General features: G+C 56.3%; 14 protein-coding genes and 1 riboswitch. All 14 genes read left to right on the top strand.

Annotation, left to right across the window (positions count from 1 at the left end; genetic code table 11):
• The first annotated feature begins 422 nt into the window (after window positions 1–422).
• A complete protein-coding gene (locus tag ACHUE7_RS13280) occupies window positions 423–2,810 on the top strand; it encodes a cyanophycinase (protein ID WP_394170396.1) in 2,388 nt (795 codons plus the stop codon).
• A 377-nt stretch (window positions 2,811–3,187) separates the two neighbouring features.
• A complete protein-coding gene (gene mqo, locus ACHUE7_RS13285) occupies window positions 3,188–4,672 on the top strand; it encodes a malate dehydrogenase (quinone) (RefSeq protein ID WP_394170397.1) in 1,485 nt (494 codons plus the stop codon).
• Between the two features lie 463 nt (window positions 4,673–5,135).
• The gene (locus tag ACHUE7_RS13290; RefSeq protein WP_394170597.1) at window positions 5,136–6,431 is read left to right on the top strand and encodes an NCS2 family permease; all 1,296 of its coding nucleotides are present in this window, start codon (window positions 5,136–5,138) and stop codon (window positions 6,429–6,431) included.
• Between the two features lie 91 nt (window positions 6,432–6,522).
• A complete protein-coding gene (locus tag ACHUE7_RS13295; RefSeq protein ID WP_394170398.1) occupies window positions 6,523–7,095 on the top strand; it encodes an adenine phosphoribosyltransferase in 573 nt (190 codons plus the stop codon).
• Window positions 7,096–7,189: 94 nt separating this feature from the next.
• A complete protein-coding gene (locus ACHUE7_RS13300; protein ID WP_394170399.1) occupies window positions 7,190–8,185 on the top strand; it encodes a YhdH/YhfP family quinone oxidoreductase in 996 nt (331 codons plus the stop codon).
• A gap of 4 nt (window positions 8,186–8,189) precedes the next feature.
• Window positions 8,190–8,918 carry a uracil-DNA glycosylase gene (ung, locus tag ACHUE7_RS13305; RefSeq protein ID WP_394170400.1) on the top strand — a complete coding sequence of 243 codons (729 nt, stop codon included), beginning with the start codon at window positions 8,190–8,192 and terminating at the stop codon, window positions 8,916–8,918.
• A 349-nt stretch (window positions 8,919–9,267) separates the two neighbouring features.
• Window positions 9,268–11,190 carry a PrkA family serine protein kinase gene (locus ACHUE7_RS13310; protein ID WP_394170401.1) on the top strand — a complete coding sequence of 641 codons (1,923 nt, stop codon included), beginning with the start codon at window positions 9,268–9,270 and terminating at the stop codon, window positions 11,188–11,190.
• Window positions 11,191–11,275: 85 nt separating this feature from the next.
• Complete coding sequence (locus tag ACHUE7_RS13315) at window positions 11,276–12,562, top strand: YeaH/YhbH family protein (protein WP_394170402.1); 1,287 nt, start codon at window positions 11,276–11,278, stop codon at window positions 12,560–12,562.
• Entirely contained in the window at window positions 12,559–14,097 is a 1,539-nt protein-coding gene (locus ACHUE7_RS13320; RefSeq protein ID WP_394170403.1) for a SpoVR family protein, read from the top strand. The genes ACHUE7_RS13315 and ACHUE7_RS13320 overlap by 4 nt, the downstream gene beginning before the upstream one ends.
• Before the next feature lie 104 nt (window positions 14,098–14,201).
• Window positions 14,202–14,348, top strand: a riboswitch (molybdenum cofactor riboswitch).
• Window positions 14,337–15,305, top strand: a complete 969-nt coding sequence (gene moaA / locus ACHUE7_RS13325) for a GTP 3',8-cyclase MoaA (protein ID WP_394170404.1) — start codon at window positions 14,337–14,339, stop codon at window positions 15,303–15,305. Its footprint overlaps the riboswitch before it by 12 nt.
• A 15-nt stretch (window positions 15,306–15,320) precedes the next feature.
• Window positions 15,321–15,917 (top strand): molybdenum cofactor guanylyltransferase, encoded by a 597-nt coding sequence (mobA, locus tag ACHUE7_RS13330; RefSeq protein ID WP_394170405.1) that lies wholly within the window; start codon window positions 15,321–15,323, stop codon window positions 15,915–15,917.
• Complete coding sequence (gene moaB / locus ACHUE7_RS13335; RefSeq protein WP_463558923.1) at window positions 15,910–16,446, top strand: molybdenum cofactor biosynthesis protein B; 537 nt, start codon at window positions 15,910–15,912, stop codon at window positions 16,444–16,446. Before mobA ends, moaB begins: the two co-directional genes overlap by 8 nt.
• Window positions 16,443–16,928: a cyclic pyranopterin monophosphate synthase MoaC gene (gene moaC / locus ACHUE7_RS13340; RefSeq protein ID WP_394170407.1), complete on the top strand. Its 486-nt coding sequence runs from the start codon at window positions 16,443–16,445 to the stop codon at window positions 16,926–16,928. Before moaB ends, moaC begins: the two co-directional genes overlap by 4 nt.
• Complete coding sequence (locus ACHUE7_RS13345; RefSeq protein WP_394170408.1) at window positions 16,928–17,182, top strand: MoaD/ThiS family protein; 255 nt, start codon at window positions 16,928–16,930, stop codon at window positions 17,180–17,182. Before moaC ends, ACHUE7_RS13345 begins: the two co-directional genes overlap by 1 nt.
• The last annotated feature ends 2 nt before the right edge of the window (window positions 17,183–17,184 follow it).

The following is a 17,184-nucleotide window of genomic DNA, read 5'->3' on the forward strand; positions in this document are numbered from 1 at the left end:
ACGCAGATTAAAATCATGCGAAGGCAACCAGCAAAACGGAACGCAAAGCAGCCAGCCTGTACAGTGTTCACGTTTGAAGATAACAATAAATGCCATCAACACGAGGGTAAAGGCAACCGACCCGGCTGCCGTGAACCATTATGATGACCAATGTAAGAGGCCATTATCGGGCCTTCCCCTGCAAAGCGTATTACCTCAGCGAGTGGTTCGACGAGTAGCCACTGCCTGTCCTTTGAGTCGTTCCTGGTCTCTGTTTCAATATAAAGTCTGATCGTTAGTGAGCCACAATCCGGTTGCTGTTACCGCCGTGTGTGCCTGCCTGATACAACGTTCTGACTGTTTGAAACGTCATGGCCCAATCTGATCAATTCTCAAATTTTTACGTGATGAACTCGCGCGGTTCGTCGTGGACAGGTGAATCTATGAAGTCGAATAACACGCCTATTTCGCTGGCACTGACGCTGGCCGCCGCTGCTGTACTGGCAGGCTGTAACTCCAGTTCGAACGACAAGCCCTCAACCGATACCGGGTCTGAATCGTCGCTTTCCATGCGTTCGCAACTGGTTGGCGGTGCTGCCAGTGTTTGCTCGAGCGTACAGCCCGGATATTGTGAAGACTGGGATGCCTACTGGGCAGAAAATGGCGATCCCGAAGCGAATGTTGCCGTTGCTCTGACTGAGCCGGTTGAGCTGAGCCAGGTTAAAATTGATGCTCTGGTGGCTGATCCGTCTTGGGAAACCGATCCGGATTTTAAAACCGGTGTTGAGCTAATTCTTAATTATTTACAGCAAGAACTTGGCGCCATGCCCGAGTACGCTGACTGGCAGGATTTCAGAGCCGACTTTATTAGCATCACCGCTACAGAAGTGCCAGGGTTGCCCGAGGGTGTCGATGGCGACAGCATCTGGTTCGACAGTTCGTCGGCCCAATACGCAACCTTTGAGGGCTTAAAAAAGGCGGACCAGCGTTTGAATTACACCGTGACTGCAGCCAAGTCGGCGGCGGTCAATGCCATGGTGGATGCTCTGGCCGCTGACGTTCTATCTGACGAGCAGGGCGTTATTAAAGCCGTGGTCGCTGATCTGATCAGTGTCGAGACTCGCAAGCAGGATGAATTGCTGCTGGCGCTGAAAGACATCGATGCCGGCGGCACACTCATCGCCGATGGCGATGCTCTGTATAATTCAGACCTGAGTTATCTGGTTGACGATGATAACGACGGTGATTTCTTCCGGTTAATCGATACGCTGGATGCCAGCAATTTCCTGCTTGAACAGGCACTCATCGATGCCATCGATGCTCAGACTGACTGGGACAACAGCGAGCATCGGGACCAGGTTGTTTTGATTCTACAAGCGATGCTGGACGACTCTGGTGAAGCCTCGGTGGACTACAGCAACAATACCGGTGAAGGAAATAGCCGCGCTGTTTTTGGTGAGGCATTTACAGATGTTGTACTGCGCGATGGCTATGAAAACGGACTGGATCTGTGGAACGACATGCCCGGTGTTGTGCGTTACAAGATTCTCGAGTTGCTGATCGACGACTTGACTGACTACGAGCGTGCGGTGGAGTTCGTTGGCCTGCCGGATTCGACCGATGCCGACGCCGTGGGTATCTACGAGGCTTTTGTTGAACAGGCGCGAGCTGCCAGTGGCAAAGATATGCCAACCGTATTGGTGATGACGTCGTCATCGGCCAACAGTTATGCAGCGGCCGATTACTATGTGGGTCTGTTCGAGCAGGCCGGTGCTGACGCCCAGTGGCTGCCACTGGATCGCGCTTATCGCCGGGCTCACGATGAAGGCCAGTGTGACTGGTTAGGGGCTTACCACAGCGATTATGCGTCAGCCGCCCATCTGGATCTGCTCTATCCCGACTACTTTGACGCTCATATCACGGCCTGCGAACAAGGTATTCAGGACGTCATAGCCTCAGCGGACGGCCTCTTTATCAACGGCGGTGATCAGGTGCGTACCTTCGATGCGCTGGTTACTTTTGATGGTGAGGTTCGTCAGAACAGTACCGAACTGGAGCAAATACTTGAGCGTCAGCAAGATGGTGAACTGGTCATCGGCGGAACCTCGGCCGGTGCTGCGGTGCAAAGTGGCGGGAAGCTGAGTGCTGCCGCACAAACCAACCCGATGATTACCGCCGGGTCGGCACACGATGCGCTGGTGAACGGGTACGATGCCGGCAACCACGAAATCACCGGTGGCATAGGCACCTTTCCCTGGGGTGTGACTGATACCCACTTCTCTGAGCGTGCACGCGAGACGCGTCTGATTCGTCTGGTCGAGCAAGCTGGAGTGCGCTTTGGTTTTGGGGTGGATGAAACCACCGCGCTGTCGGTTGTCGAGCACGAAGAAGACGGTTCGCGGGAAGTCGTTATGGGCGTATCCGGTGCTGGTGGCGTATACATAGTGGACGCAGCCGAGCTGGTCACCACGGTCGATGCGCCTTTCGAAGCCAGCGGCGTGGTCACGCACTACCTGACCGAAGGTGATACTTTCACCTGGTATCCGGAAACGGAAACCTACGACATCCAGTTTGCGGATGGCGCGACGGCACTGACGCTTGATCAGGCCCCGGCCATCGATGCAACCGATGACGATGTTCTATACGAAGATCATTATCGTACCTGGGTACGCAATACCCTGATCGCGGGTGAAACCGGTGCGACGGGGACCTCCTATGAGGATGATCCGCAATACACCCTGACAATCTCTGCCGGTGCCGACACGGTGGCAGTGCAGAAGGGCGAGCAGGTGTCCTATCAGAATCTGACGCTGGACATTGCCCACGACTGAGTCGACCAGCGCTGATCTGAAAGCCGGGGCAACCCGGCTTTTTTTATGGGGGGTAAACGTCAGCCGTTTACCCCGGTAAACCACGGAACGCCAACCCCCGTAACGTCTATACGCCAAATGGATGATCTTTGTTTGGCGCTTTGTTCAAGACATTTGTTACAAAATCCGTATAATTCGCTGCGGTTGGCTTAACTGTTGGCGCTGCGGGTTAGCATACACTCGCTTTAATCCGTCGCCATGGTGGGCTTCCACGGTTTCAGGAAGTGGTTTGTTTCTGACTGACGCTTGTACAAACCGATGTTCGCGGGGGTGCCGCACATCGTAAAAGTGTCGCAAACGGCTTTCCAATGCTTACTTTTCAGCGGGCGAATATCCTAATGACTGCAATCACTACAGACGTTGTGTTAGTTGGTGCCGGCGCTATGAGCGCTACCCTGGGAATGATGTTGAAACAGCTGGATCCCGGCTTCGATATCCTGATGCTGGAAAAGCAAAACAGCGTCGCTCAGGAAAGCAGTGATGGCTGGAATAATGCGGGCACGGGTCATGCCGCCTATTGCGAGCTTAATTACACGCCGGTGAAGGCCGATGGCAGCATCGACACCTCCAAGGCGTTCAACATCAATTCTGCCTTTGAAGTGAGTCTTCAGTTCTGGTCTTACCTGGTGGAGCAGGGCGCCTTGCCGGAACCGGCCCGGTTTATTAACACCGCGCCGCACAAAAGCTTTGTCTGGGGTGACGACAACGTTGCCTTCCTGAAAAAGCGCTATGAAACGCTGAAAGACCACCACCTGTTCAAAGACATGGAATTTACCGACGACCCTGAGGTGTTGCGCCAGTGGATGCCGCTGATTATGCAAGATCGCGATCCGCACCAAAAAGTGGCAGGAACCCGCGTTCGCTATGGTTCTGATGTCGATTTTGGGGCACTGACCCGGCATTTGGTGAGCGATCTGGAGCAACAGGAAGGCTTCGAATTGAAGCTGTCGCACGAAGTGGTCGACCTGAACCAGAAAGACAATGGTCGCTGGGCCATTACCCTGAAAGACACCAAAACCGGCTCGATTCAGGCCGTGGATGCCCGCTTTGTGTTTTTGGGTGCCGGTGGCGGTGCCTTGCCCCTGCTGCAGAAATCGGGTGTGCCGGAAGGCCACGGCTATGGCGGTTTTCCGGTCAGTGGGCAGTGGCTGGTATGCCGCAAGCCCGAGATCGTTAAGCAACACCACGCCAAGGTATACGGCAAAGCGCCTCTGGGTGCGCCGCCAATGTCCGTTCCACACCTGGATACCCGTATTATCGATGGCAAAGAAGCGCTGTTGTTCGGCCCATTCGCCGGGTTCACCACCAAGTTTCTGAAACAGGGCTCCTTTTTTGATCTGATCAAATCAGTCCGGCCTAACAACCTGAAACCTATGCTGATTGCGGGCCTGGGCAATATGGACCTAACCCGCTACCTGATCAGTGAAGTGATGCAATCGCACAAATCCCGGGTCGATGCCTTGCGCAAGTTCTACCCCAATGCGCGCGACGAAGACTGGGAACTGGCCATCGCCGGCCAGCGCGTCCAGATCATCAAGAAAGACCCTGAGCTGGGCGGTAAGCTGGAGTTCGGCACGGAAGTGATCTCAACCGCCGATGGTAGCCTGGCGGCTCTGCTGGGGGCTTCTCCGGGGGCATCCACAGCGGCGCAGACCATGATCAACATCATTGAAACCTGCTTTGCTGAACGCATGAATAACGCCGACTGGCAGCAAAAGATGAAAAGCATGGTGCCTTCTTACGGCAAGTCACTGACCGATGATGCCGATTTGCTGGCCGAGGTGCGTCAGCGCACCCTGGCAACCCTGAAACTGCATCCCTGAGACGTCTAATACCCTCAGCCTGCCAGTCGCAGGCTGGGTGTATTCCTTTTTTATTACTCAAGTTTCGGTGTTCGCTGAGGCGACAAGCGGCGGCTGCCGGGGGTGCCCCTGTGGGGTAGTCCGCAGCAGGGATGCTGCGGTCTAGGCTCCATGGATGGATCTACGCCGACCCCACAGGGGCACCCCCGGTAGCCGGCGCGGACCAGTGCCACTTAGCCAACCGCGAACTCCGAAACTTGAGTTATCAAATAATCCTCCTTTCTGGCACGGCTTCTGCTAACTTAAATTCTGACCGAACGGTCCAGAGGTGCTTGCGCATGTAAAGTCTGCGAAAATCGCCGCTGTTACAAAACACCACAGCTGTAACACAAAAACACAGCTGTTACGGAAAACCATAAAAACAAGGCGACTGACCATCTGGCTGCGTTCGCAGAGACGCCCCTTTGGGTTGCCTATAATAGGAATCATCATGCTGGAACAATTCTTCAAGCTGAAAGAACTCGGAACCGATGTTCGCACCGAAGTGCTTGCGGGTATTTCTACTTTCCTGACCATGGCGTACATCATCGCCGTGAACCCGGGTATCCTGTCGGCAACGGGCATGCCTTTCGACGCTGTGTTTGTAGCCACCTGTATCGCCGCTGCCCTGGGCACCGGCATTATGGGTTTACTGGCCAATTACCCCGTGGCACTGGCGCCGGGTATGGGTCTCAACGCCTTCTTCACCTTTGGTGTTGTGATGGGCATGGGCGTTAGCTGGGAAGTGGCACTGGGCTGTGTGTTCTGGTCCGGTATCCTGTTCGTGCTGCTCAGTGCCTTTAAAGTACGGGAGTGGATCATCAACGCCATTCCCGGATCGATGAAAACCGGCATTGCGGTTGGTATTGGTTTGTTCCTGGCCATTATTGGCTTGCAGGGTGCGGGCGTGGTGGTCAATAACGATGCCACCCTGGTTGGCCCGGGCGATCTGAGCTCACCGCAGGTGATTCTCGCGTTTCTGGGTTTCGCACTGATCACAGCTTTGCACCACCGGGGCGTTACCGGCAGCGTCATCATAGGCATTCTGGCCACCACGGTTGCCGGCTTCTTTTTCGGTCTGGTTGAATACAACGGCCTGGTATCGATGCCGACGGGCCTCAGCGCCACCTTCTTCCAGCTGGATATTCTCGGCGCCCTGGAACTGAGCCTGATCGCCGTCATTCTGGCGTTCCTGTTTGTGGATGTGTTCGATACCTCGGGCACGCTGGTGGCCGTTGCCAAAGAAGGCAATCTGCTCGACAAAGACGGCAAGCTGCCGCGCCTGGGCAAGGCACTGATGGCTGACAGTACAGCGTCTGTTGCGGGTTCATTGCTGGGTACCTCGACCACCACCAGTTACATTGAGAGTGGTGCCGGCATCGCTGCCGGTGGTCGTTCTGGCCTGACTGCACTGACCGTGTCTGTACTGTTCCTGCTGGCGCTGTTTTTCTCGCCCCTGGCCCAGATGATCCCATCCTACGCGACGGCGTCGGCCCTGCTGTTCGTAGCGGTGCTGATGATTTCATCGATTTCCAGCGTTGACTGGAAAGACCTGACCGAAGCCGCTCCGGTCGTGGTAACAGCCGTCATGATGCCGCTGACTTATTCCATTGCAGAAGGCATCGCGGCCGGTTTCATCACCTATGCGGTGGTCAAAGTATTCGCCGGCAAGGCAAAAGACGTGAACATCAGCGTTTACATCATTGCCGGTGCTGCCTTGCTGAAGTACGTCTTCCTGTAGCGGCCTGACGGGCTGAGCTCGCCAGAAGCATCGCGAAAATAAAACGGGGCCGCTACAATGGCCCCGTTTTTTATGTGAAGTGGAATAGTCAGTGCTAAATAATTCAGTACAGAACACCGAAAACCAGGCCGGGTTGTTTGACCCCAAAGCTTACATTCGCACCGTGCCGGACTGGCCCAAGCCCGGGGTGCAGTTTCGTGACATCACCACGCTGTTGTCTGACGCTCGGGTGTTTCGTCAGCTGATCGATGCCTTCGTACACCGGTATTTCGACTATAAAATCGATGCCGTGGTTGGTATTGATGCCCGTGGTTTCATTCTGGGTGCGCCACTGGCCTACCAGCTTAATACCGCCTTTGTACCGGTACGCAAGCAGGGCAAACTGCCGTTTGACACTCTGGAAGAAGCCTATGAACTGGAATATGGCCAGGCGGTACTGCAGATCCATGCTGATGCACTTAAGCCGGGCCAGCGTGTGCTGGTGATCGATGACCTCATTGCCACCGGTGGCACTCTGGTTGCGGCCTGTTCACTGGTACAGCGGCTGGGGGCCGAGGTGGTTGAATGCACCGCCATTGTCGATCTGCCCGACCTCGGTGGCAGCCAGACGCTGAGGCGTGCCGGTTATACGGTTCGTGCTCTATGCGAGTTTGAGGGCGACTAAAGCGGTATAACCCGTTCAACCAGTATGTGGGTAGACTGATTCTTGCCGGAGCGTCTCGGTTCCGGTATCCACAGCAGAAAGGCAGGGGGCAACCATGACCACTTATCGAGCATTACGAATACATCTCACCGATGAAGGGGTGACTCGCGCCATTGAAGACCGGGCAATGAGCGAACTGCCCGATCACGATGTACTGATACGGGTGCACTGGTCGTCGCTCAACTACAAGGATGCGCTGTCCGCAAACGGCCACAAGGGCGTGAGCCGCTACTACCCCCATACGCCCGGCATCGATGCGGCTGGCGTCGTTGAACGCGACCGGTCCGGTCAGTTTCAGCCGGGAACCCAGGTCGCCGTCATCGGTTTTGATCTGGGCATGAACACCCAGGGTGGCTTTGCCGACTACGTCTGTGTGCCGGCCGACTGGGTGGTGACCCTGCCAACCGGTCTGAGCATGGCTGACAGCATGCGGCTTGGTACCGCCGGGGTAACGGCGGCCTATTGCCTGGAAAAACTGATTGAAACCGGAGTCCGTGCCGACGACGGGCCCATACTGGTTACTGGCGCAACGGGCGGTGTCGGCAGCCTGGCGGTGCATTTGCTCTCGACGCTGGGCTATAAGGTGACCGCCGTTACGGGCAAGACTGACGCCCACGATTGGCTGCGACAGCTGGGTGCAACCGACATACTGCCCCGGGAAGCCCTCAGTGAACCGGACCCGAAGGCCTTGCGACCGGCTCAGTTCGCCGGTGCCATCGATACTATCGGGGAACATACCCTGGTCAATATTCTCAAGAGCTTGCGTTTTGGCGGGTCAGTAGCGGCTTGTGGCATTGTGGGTGGCACGGCGCTTCCCGCCGATATATTCCCGTTTATTCTGCGAGGCGTGAACTTGCTGGGTGTCGCCAGTGCCGATGCGCCACTCGATGCTCGCACCCGGGTGCTGGCCAAGTATGCCGGTCTGTGGAAGCTGCCGCTGCTAAGCTCGATGTGTGACACCCTGACGCTCGATGAACTGGGGCCCCGTATCGACGCCATGCTGTCCGGCAAGATTCAGCGTCGCGCGCTGATCCGCATTGCCCAGGACTGACCCGGTGTTGCAAACGGATTCAACAGCATCGGGCTGGACACTGGACCCCGACCTCGCCCTGACTGACCCGGGCTGGCGGGCAGCGCTTGCCCCCATTCTCGCCGAGCCGCAACAGCGCACTCTGGTGCAATGGCTGAACCAGCGTGCGGCACAGGGCGTACAGCTGTATCCGCCCGCCGAGTCTGTGTTCAGAGCGCTCAATGCCACCCCGGTCGAGCAGGTCAAGGTCGTTATTCTGGGGCAAGACCCTTACCACGGCCCAGGGCAGGCCCAGGGGCTGAGCTTTTCAGTCCCAACCGGGGTTCGGTTTCCACCCAGCTTGCGCAATATCTTCAAGGAGCTGGGCAGTGATGTGCCGTTCAGCCCGCCTGACAGCGGTGATCTGACGCCCTGGACGCAACAGGGCGTATTGCTGCTGAATGCGGTACTGACGGTTGAGCAGGGCCAGGCCAATGCTCACCAGGGCAAAGGCTGGGAAGCCGTTACCGATGCGGTGATCGATCACATTAACCGGAATCGGAACGACGTGGTGTTTATGTTGTGGGGCAGCTACGCCCAGAAGAAAGGTCAAATGATTGACCGTCAGCGTCACTGTGTTTTGACGGCTCCACATCCATCGCCTTTGTCTGCACATCGGGGCTGGTTCGGATCCGGGCACTTTTCGAAGGCAAATGCCTATTTACGTGGCACCCGTCAAACACCCGTCGACTGGCAGCTTCAGACGACGGTTTAAGTCTGACTTGCACGGGTTAAAAGCCCACCTGCAGCTTTGCTATCCAACTGTAAATTCTCAAAAAAATCCGCTATTTGCCTGCCATTGCACGGCGTCTGGACTAACCTTAAGAACGTAAGAAGACAGAAACGTCCGGCTCGAAATGCATTCAGCCCGGGTTCATCTTTCTTCGCCTGTTCATTGCAAAAAACGGAGTACGCCGGGTGGCCGGCACCTCATCTTAACCTGTCTGGTTTCTTACACTGGCGCGTACTTTGCAGCCAGGAAACCGGTGGATTGATAAACACTGAAGCATGATAGACATCGCTCATGGAAAGAGCCTAATTGATAGCGTTTTAGGGGGTCGTTCATGGATATTTTCAAGCACTTTCAGTCACGTTACGAAGCCAGGTTGCTGGAGGAGTATTCCCTCGAGGAGTACCTCAGTCTATGCAAAGAGGACCCGATGGCGTACTCATCGGCACCCGAGCGTATGCTCGCCGCCATTGGCGAGCCTCAGGTCATCGATACCGCCAAAGACTCGAGGCTGAGCCGCATTTTCTCCAATAAAATCATCCGGCGGTACCCGGCCTTTGAAGAATTCTACGGTATGGAAGAGCCGATCGAGCAGATCGTTTCCTATTTCCGTCACGCCGCTCAGGGGCTGGAAGAGAAGAAACAGATTCTTTACTTGCTGGGCCCGGTGGGCGGGGGCAAATCGTCGCTGGCTGAGCGCTTGAAGCAATTGATTGAGACAGTTCCGTTCTATGCTATCAAAGGCTCTCCGGTGTACGAGAGCCCGCTCAGCCTGTTCGACCCAGATGAAGATGGCGCTATTCTCGAAGAGCGGTACGGCATCCCCAACCGGTATTTGCGGTCCATCATGTCGCCCTGGGCGGTTAAACGCCTGCATGAGTATGGGGGCGACATCAGTCAGTTCCGGGTGGTGAAATTGTTTCCATCCATCACCGATCAGGTGGCGGTTGCCAAGACTGAGCCGGGTGATGAGAACAACCAGGACATTTCAGCACTGGTTGGTAAAGTCGATATCCGCATGCTTGAGGATTTCCCCCAGAACGACCCGGACGCCTACAGCTTCTCTGGCGCCCTGTGTAAAGCCAACCAGGGCCTGATGGAATTTGTCGAGATGTTCAAGGCGCCGATCAAGGTGCTGCACCCGCTGCTCACCGCCACCCAGGAAGGCAACTACAACGCCACAGAAGGCATGAGTGCCATTCCCTTCTCGGGTACGGTGCTGGCGCACAGTAACGAATCGGAGTGGAAGGCGTTTCGTAACAACAAGAACAACGAAGCGTTTCTGGACCGGGTGTTCATTGTTAAGGTGCCGTATTGCACCCGGGTCACCGAAGAAATCAATATCTATCGCAAGCTGATCGAAAACAGTTCTCTGTCGGAATCACCCTGTGCGCCGGACACCCTGAAAATGCTGGCCCAATTCTCAGTGCTATCACGACTCAAGGAACCCGAGAACTCCAACGTTTATTCGAAAATGCGCGTCTACGACGGCGAAAACCTGAAAGACACCGACCCCAAGGCCAAAACCATTCAGGAGTACAAGGATTCCGCCGGTGTCGACGAAGGCATGGACGGTCTCTCGACCCGATTCGCGTTCAAGATACTGTCGAAGGTATTCAACTTCGACGCCACCGAGGTGGCTGCCAACCCGGTGCATCTGCTCTACGTGCTGGAAGATCAGATTGAGCAGCAGCAGTTCCCCCAGGAAGTGCACGATCGCTATCTGGCGCACCTGAAAGAATACCTGGCGCCACGCTATGTGGATTTTATCGGCAAGGAAATTCAGACTGCCTACCTCGAAAGCTATTCCGAGTACGGCCAGAATATTTTTGACCGCTACGTCACCTATGCTGATTTCTGGATACAGGATCAGGAGTTCCGCGATCCGGAAACCGGTGAGATTCTGGACCGGGCGGCGCTGAACGAAGAACTGGAAAAGATCGAGAAACCTGCGGGCATCTCCAACCCCAAAGACTTCCGCAACGAGATCGTCAATTTTGTGTTGCGCGCCCGTGCCAACAACGAAGGTCGCAATCCGAGCTGGCAGAGCTATGAGAAGCTGCGCGCAGTCATCGAGAAGAAGATGTTCTCGAACACCGAAGATCTGCTGCCGGTGATTTCCTATTCGGCCAAGTCATCGACCGATGACGAGAAGAAACATCAGGATTTTGTGCGGCGCATGGTCAACCGTGGTTACACCGAGAAGCAGGTACGTCTGCTAAGCGAATGGTATTTGAGAGTGCGCAAGTCGTCCTGATCGTTATTGAACCGGCTGGCCAGCAGGCAACACCCTGGTCCGCCAGCCGGCCAACCCGGTCAGCCCGACACACAGAGGTCACAGTATGATGAATTCCTACGTGATTGACCGTCGGTTAAATGGAAAGAACAAGAGTGCGGTTAATCGTCGGCGGTTCCTGGAACGGTATCGCAAGCACATCAAAAAGGCGGTGAACGAAGCGGTAAACAAGCGCTCAATCACCGACATGGAACACGGCGAATCCATTTCCATTCCCTCGGAAGACATTTCCGAGCCGGTCTTCGGCCATGGCCGGGGCGGCAAGCGCAACATCATCAACCCGGGCAACAAGGAATTCCGTTCCGGTGACCGCATTCGCAAGCCACAGGGCGGCGGCGGTGGCCAGGGGCAGGGTAGTGGAGAGGCAGGCAACAGCGGGGAAGGGTTGGATGACTTCACCTTCAACATTACCCAGGATGAATTTCTCGAGTTCCTGTTTGAAGATCTGGAATTGCCCAATCTGGTGCGCAAAGAACTCAAGGAAATGAGCGATCATGTCTATCGCCATGCCGGTTTTACCAGCCAGGGTGTGCCCAACCGCATAAATATTGTTCGCTCATTACGCAACGCCCATGCCCGGCGTATTGCCCTCAGCGGTAAATCCCGGCGTCGGCTGAAAGAGCTCAAAGCACTGGTTGAGCAAGAGATGGAGAAAGAGGAGGTCTTGCGCGATGGCCACTCTTTGTTGGCCTGGCAGGAGGAAATTGAACGACTGGATCAGAAGATCCGCCGAATGCCCTTTATCGATGATTTTGACCTGCGCTTTAACCGCAACGAACGGGTGCCGGTGCCCAGTAATGCCGCCGTCATGTTCTGCCTGATGGACGTCTCCGGCTCCATGACTCAGAACACCAAAGACATGGCCAAACGCTTCTTTTTGCTGCTGTACCTGTTTCTGCGGCGCAATTACGAGAAAATTGAAGTCGTCTTTATCAGGCATCACACCAGTGCCAAGGAAGTGGACGAGGAAGAGTTTTTCTACTCCCGTGAAACCGGCGGCACCATTGTCTCCAGTGCGTTGAAAATGATGGGCGAGGTGATAAACGACCGCTACCCGTCCAATGCCTGGAACATCTACGCGGCCCAGGCATCCGATGGCGACAACTGGAATGACGATTCGCCCCAGTGCCGTGAGCTGTTGGCCAAGGCGATCATGCCTCTGGTGCAATACTACTCCTATATCGAAATCACACCGCGAGACCACCAGGCGCTCTGGCATGCCTATGAAGATGTTCAGGCCGCGTTTCCGGAACAATTTGCGATGGAGCAGATTATTGATCCGTCCGATATCTATCCGGTCTTCCGCCAGTTGTTTCAGAGGAAAACCACATGACACAGAAGCCTATATCGACCGGCAGTGAATGGACCTTCCCGCTGATACAGGAATACGATCAGGTGATCAGCCAGATAGCCCAGGAATACCGGCTCGATACCTACCCCAACCAGATCGAGATCATCAGCTCGGAACAGATGATGGATGCCTATTCATCCATTGGCATGCCACTGGGCTATCACCACTGGTCTTATGGCAAGCAGTTCCTGCAGACCCAGCAGAATTATCAGCGCGGCTTTATGGGCCTGGCCTATGAGATTGTGATCAATTCCAGCCCGTGCATTGCCTATCTGATGGAAGAGAACACCATGCCCATGCAGGCACTGGTGATTGCCCATGCCTGCTATGGTCACAATTCGTTTTTCAAAAATAACTACCTGTTCAAAACCTGGACAGATGCGACCGCCATCATCGATTACCTGGTCTTCGCAAAACAGTACGTGACCCAGTGCGAAGAGCGCTACGGCGTGCGTGAGGTTGAGCGGATACTGGATTCCTGCCATGCATTGCAGAACTATGGCGTTGACCGCTACAAGCGCCCATCCCCGATTTCAGCGGCCGAAGAACTCTCCCGTCAGGAAGAGCGCGAGGCCTACCAGCAACAGCAGGTGAACCTGCTGTGGCGCACCATACCGGTATCGGAGGGCAAGGAAACCCAGCAGGAGCGGCGCACCTTCCCGTCGGAGCCTCAGGAAAACATCCTGTATTTCATTGAAAAGAACGCCCCCTTGCTGGAACCCTGGCAACGTGAGCTGGTGCGTATTGTGCGCAAACTGGCCCAGTATTTTTACCCCCAGCGCCAGACACAGGTGATGAACGAGGGCTGGGCCAGCTTTTGGCATTACACCCTGATGAACGAGATGTACAACCGGGGGTACATCACCGAAGGCTTCATGATGGAGTTTCTGGCCAGTCATTCCGCCGTGGTGTACCAGCCGCCCTATGATTCAAAATACTATTCCGGGCTGAACCCCTATACCCTGGGCTTCAACATTTACCGGGATCTCAAACGCATTTGTGAACACCCGACCGATGAAGACCGGGAATGGTTTCCGGACCTGGCAGGCAAAGACTGGCTCGATACACTGCATTTCGCGATGGAGAACTTCAAGGACGAGAGCTTCATTCAGCAATTCCTGTCACCCAAGGTCATGCGCGATATGCATCTGTTTGCGGTCTATGACGATGAAGACGAGAGCGAGTACGAGATCAGCGCGATCCACGACGAGCAGGGGTATCGCAAACTGCGGGCGATGCTGGCAGAGCAATATAACCTGAGCATGCGCGAGCCCAACATCCAGGTCGTGGATGTCAATTTGCGCGGTGACCGTTCTCTGACACTGCGCCATACCCGGCACAATAACGTACCGCTCGACAAAGACGCCGATAAGGTGCTCAAGCACGTACACCGGCTGTGGGGCTTCGACGTGCACCTGGAATCGTGCCAGGGCGATGAAGTGCGCCAGCGTTTTCACATGCCACCCCGGGAAATGACGCCAGAGCAGGCTCTGGAGGAAGGCCTGAAGTATGTGTAGAACCAAGGCCATTGTACACCGGCAGCGGCCTGAGTATGATTCCAGCAACCTGATTAACACGCTCACCCAGTGAGTGGAGGCGACGAACAGACAGCGCAATACTCTGAAATTCAAACCACCGAGCCCTGGTGGTCTACGTCAAGTGTGATATGACGCCAGGGCCTTGTTCGACACCTACGGTGAAGAACAACAGGGTTGCCGCGGAAACGCGTCAGCCTCCCGACTTGGAAAGGTGATGCATGTTAGAAGACGCGATGGGCCGCCGGTTTTATTACCTGCGGCTGTCGGTAACCGATGTGTGCAACTTTCGTTGCACCTACTGCCTGCCAGATGGCTATCAGGGCAAACCTGATCAGTCCTTCCTGACGTTGCCCGAAATCCGCCAGACGCTGACGGCCTTTGCGGCCCTTGGCACTGAAAAGGTCCGTATTACGGGCGGCGAACCGGGCTTGCGCCGTGATCTGCCGGAGATCATCAGCGCAGCCGCCCAAACGCCGGGTATACGGACCGTGGCGCTCACGACCAACGGCTACCGGTTGGCCGAACGTATTGCCCGCTGGCGCCAGGCCGGGTTAAACCAGCTGAACGTCTCCATCGATAGCCTGAACCCAGCCGAATTTCATTCCATAACCGGACATAACCGCCTGCCGGAAATTCTGCGTGGGCTGGATGCGGCGCTGGCAGAGGGCTTGTCGGTCAAGGTCAATGCTGTGCTGATGCGTGGCCTGCCCGATCAACTGGCTTCCTTTCTGGATTGGCTGAAGACCACTCCGGTCACTTTGCGTTTTATCGAGGTCATGGAGACTGGCGACCACCCGGCCTTCTTTCGCGAGCATCACATCAGCGGCCAGACCGTGAAACAGCAGTTGCTCGCTGCGGGCTGGCAAGCCGTGCAGCGACGCCGGGATGCCGGGCCGGCCGAAGAATTCTGGCACCCGGACTATCAGGGCCGTATTGGCCTGATCATGCCTTACAGCCAGGATTTCTGTTCCAGCTGCAACCGGCTGCGCATTTCTTCAACGGGAAAGCTGCATCTCTGTCTGTTTTCAGACGGTGGGCTGGATGTTCGCCCCTGGATGCAACCTCAGGTAGCCACGACTGAACTGCAAGACAAGCTGACAGCGCTGCTCAGGCACAAGGCGCCGAGTCACCTGCTGCACGACGGCCAAACCGGTGGCACCCAGAATCTGAGCATCATCGGAGGCTGACGGCGGTGGACAGTCATGACTGAACAGGGGGCGGTGCTGATTCTGGCCGGTGGCCGCAGCCGGCGCATGGGTACCGACAAGGCGCAGCTGCCGATGGCGGATACCACCCTGCTGAACTGGCAGTACCAGCGACTGGCCGCACTCGACTTGCCGGTCTGGCACAGCGGGCCAGGCGGCATCGCCGATGCCTGGCCCGATTTTCGGGGCCCCCTGGCTGGATTGTACAGCGCACTGAGGCACCACCCTGAAGCCGCATTCTGGCTAGTCATACCGGTGGATATGCCCGCGCTACCGCTGGACCGCTTGCGCCGGCTGGCGCAATGCATGAAGGCCGGGTCGCTCCCCGTGGCTTACAGCAATGCACCGCTACCGCTGGCCGTGCCGGCCACAGCAGCGCTTCGGGAAACGCTGGCCACCTGGCTGAATCAGCCAGACGGACCCAGGTCACTGCGTGCCCTGATGTCACATTTTAATGGGCGGTGGCTCGCTGAGCCTTTGACCGAGCACCACCGCCTCAACCTTAATACGCCTGAAGACTGGGCTTCGTTTCAGGCCCTGCCTGAAGTACAGCGCAGCCAGCCAGGCATGCCCAGAGGAGAGACCGGTGACTAAGCCGATAACCCCGGATACAACCCCATCGCCGCAAGCCCTGAACGTGGTGGTGTTAACGGTGTCCGATACGCGTGGCCCCCACAACGATACTTCCGGTCAGTATCTGGCAGACGCTGCTGCTGCGGCCGGGCATAAGGTCATTGAAACGATGATCGAAAAAGACGAGGTCTATCAACTGCGGGCCCACCTGTCACGCTGGATCGCCTCGGCCGATGCCCAGGTGGTACTGATGACCGGAGGCACCGGCTTTACCGGTCGTGATTCGACGCCGGAAGCCGTGGCGCCCCTGTTCGATAAGCACATAGAAGGCTTTGGCGAGCTGTTCAGGCAGCTTTCCTATCAGGAAATTGGCACCTCGACGGTACAGAGCCGGGCTCTGGCCGGGCTCGCCAACGGTACGCTGGTGTTCTGTTTGCCAGGTTCGACCGGTGCCTGCCGAACCGGCTGGGAAGGCATTATTCGCGAACAGCTCGACTCCACGCACAAGCCCTGTAATTTCGTCGGTCAGTTGAAGGCGGTGGTCTCATGAGCGAATTCAGTCACCTGAACGACCGGGGTGAGGCCAACATGGTCGATGTCTCCGGCAAGGCGGTGTCGCAACGTGAAGCCAGAGCCGAAGCCTTTGTGACCATGAACGAGGCCGCGTTGACCCTGATCGAACAGGGCGGTCACCACAAGGGCGACATTTTCGGGGTGGCCCGGGTGGCCGGTATTCAGGGCGCCAAACTGACGTCGCAACTGATTCCCCTGTGTCACCCGCTGATGCTGAGTAAGATCGGCGTTGAGCTTGAACTGCAGCGTGCGCAAGGGCGCGTGCGCATCGAAACCCGGTGCAAGCTCGATGGCAAGACCGGGGTCGAGATGGAAGCACTGACCGCCGCGTCAGTCACCGCCCTCACGCTGTTTGACATGGTCAAGGCGGTCGACCCGGGCATGTGCATTGAAGGCCTCCGGGTGCTGGAGAAACAGGGTGGAAAAACTGGCCATTGGACAGCGGGTGAGCGTGAATAATGTCTGAACCGATTCAGGTAAAGTTTTTTGCCCGTTTGCGAGAAGAACTCGGGGTCTCCAGCCTCAACATTCCGGCTGAGGAAGTGCCCGACCTCGATGCACTGCTCGACTGGCTGGTCAAGGCGCACCCCCAATGGCAACCGGCACTGCAGGGTAAGCTGATGACGGCCGTGAACCAGAACATGACCTCGTCCAATGTAGCGCTTCAACCCGGCGACGAAGTCGCTCTGTTTCCACCCGTAACCGGAGGCTGAGT

It is taken from the genome of Saccharospirillum alexandrii (genome assembly GCF_043641555.1).
Taxonomy (GTDB): domain Bacteria; phylum Pseudomonadota; class Gammaproteobacteria; order Pseudomonadales; family Natronospirillaceae; genus Saccharospirillum; species Saccharospirillum alexandrii_A.

Coding starts and splice junctions, on each gene's coding strand:
- ACHUE7_RS13300 (WP_394170399.1), top strand. CDS start 7,190: ATGACCACTTATCGAGCATTACGAATACATCTCACCGATGAAGGGGTG.
- moaA (WP_394170404.1), top strand. CDS start 14,337: ATGTTAGAAGACGCGATGGGCCGCCGGTTTTATTACCTGCGGCTGTCG.
- ACHUE7_RS13310 (WP_394170401.1), top strand. CDS start 9,268: ATGGATATTTTCAAGCACTTTCAGTCACGTTACGAAGCCAGGTTGCTG.
- moaC (WP_394170407.1), top strand. CDS start 16,443: ATGAGCGAATTCAGTCACCTGAACGACCGGGGTGAGGCCAACATGGTC.
- ACHUE7_RS13320 (WP_394170403.1), top strand. CDS start 12,559: ATGACACAGAAGCCTATATCGACCGGCAGTGAATGGACCTTCCCGCTG.
- ACHUE7_RS13345 (WP_394170408.1), top strand. CDS start 16,928: ATGTCTGAACCGATTCAGGTAAAGTTTTTTGCCCGTTTGCGAGAAGAA.
- ACHUE7_RS13315 (WP_394170402.1), top strand. CDS start 11,276: ATGATGAATTCCTACGTGATTGACCGTCGGTTAAATGGAAAGAACAAG.
- mqo (WP_394170397.1), top strand. CDS start 3,188: ATGACTGCAATCACTACAGACGTTGTGTTAGTTGGTGCCGGCGCTATG.
- ACHUE7_RS13280 (WP_394170396.1), top strand. CDS start 423: ATGAAGTCGAATAACACGCCTATTTCGCTGGCACTGACGCTGGCCGCC.
- mobA (WP_394170405.1), top strand. CDS start 15,321: ATGACTGAACAGGGGGCGGTGCTGATTCTGGCCGGTGGCCGCAGCCGG.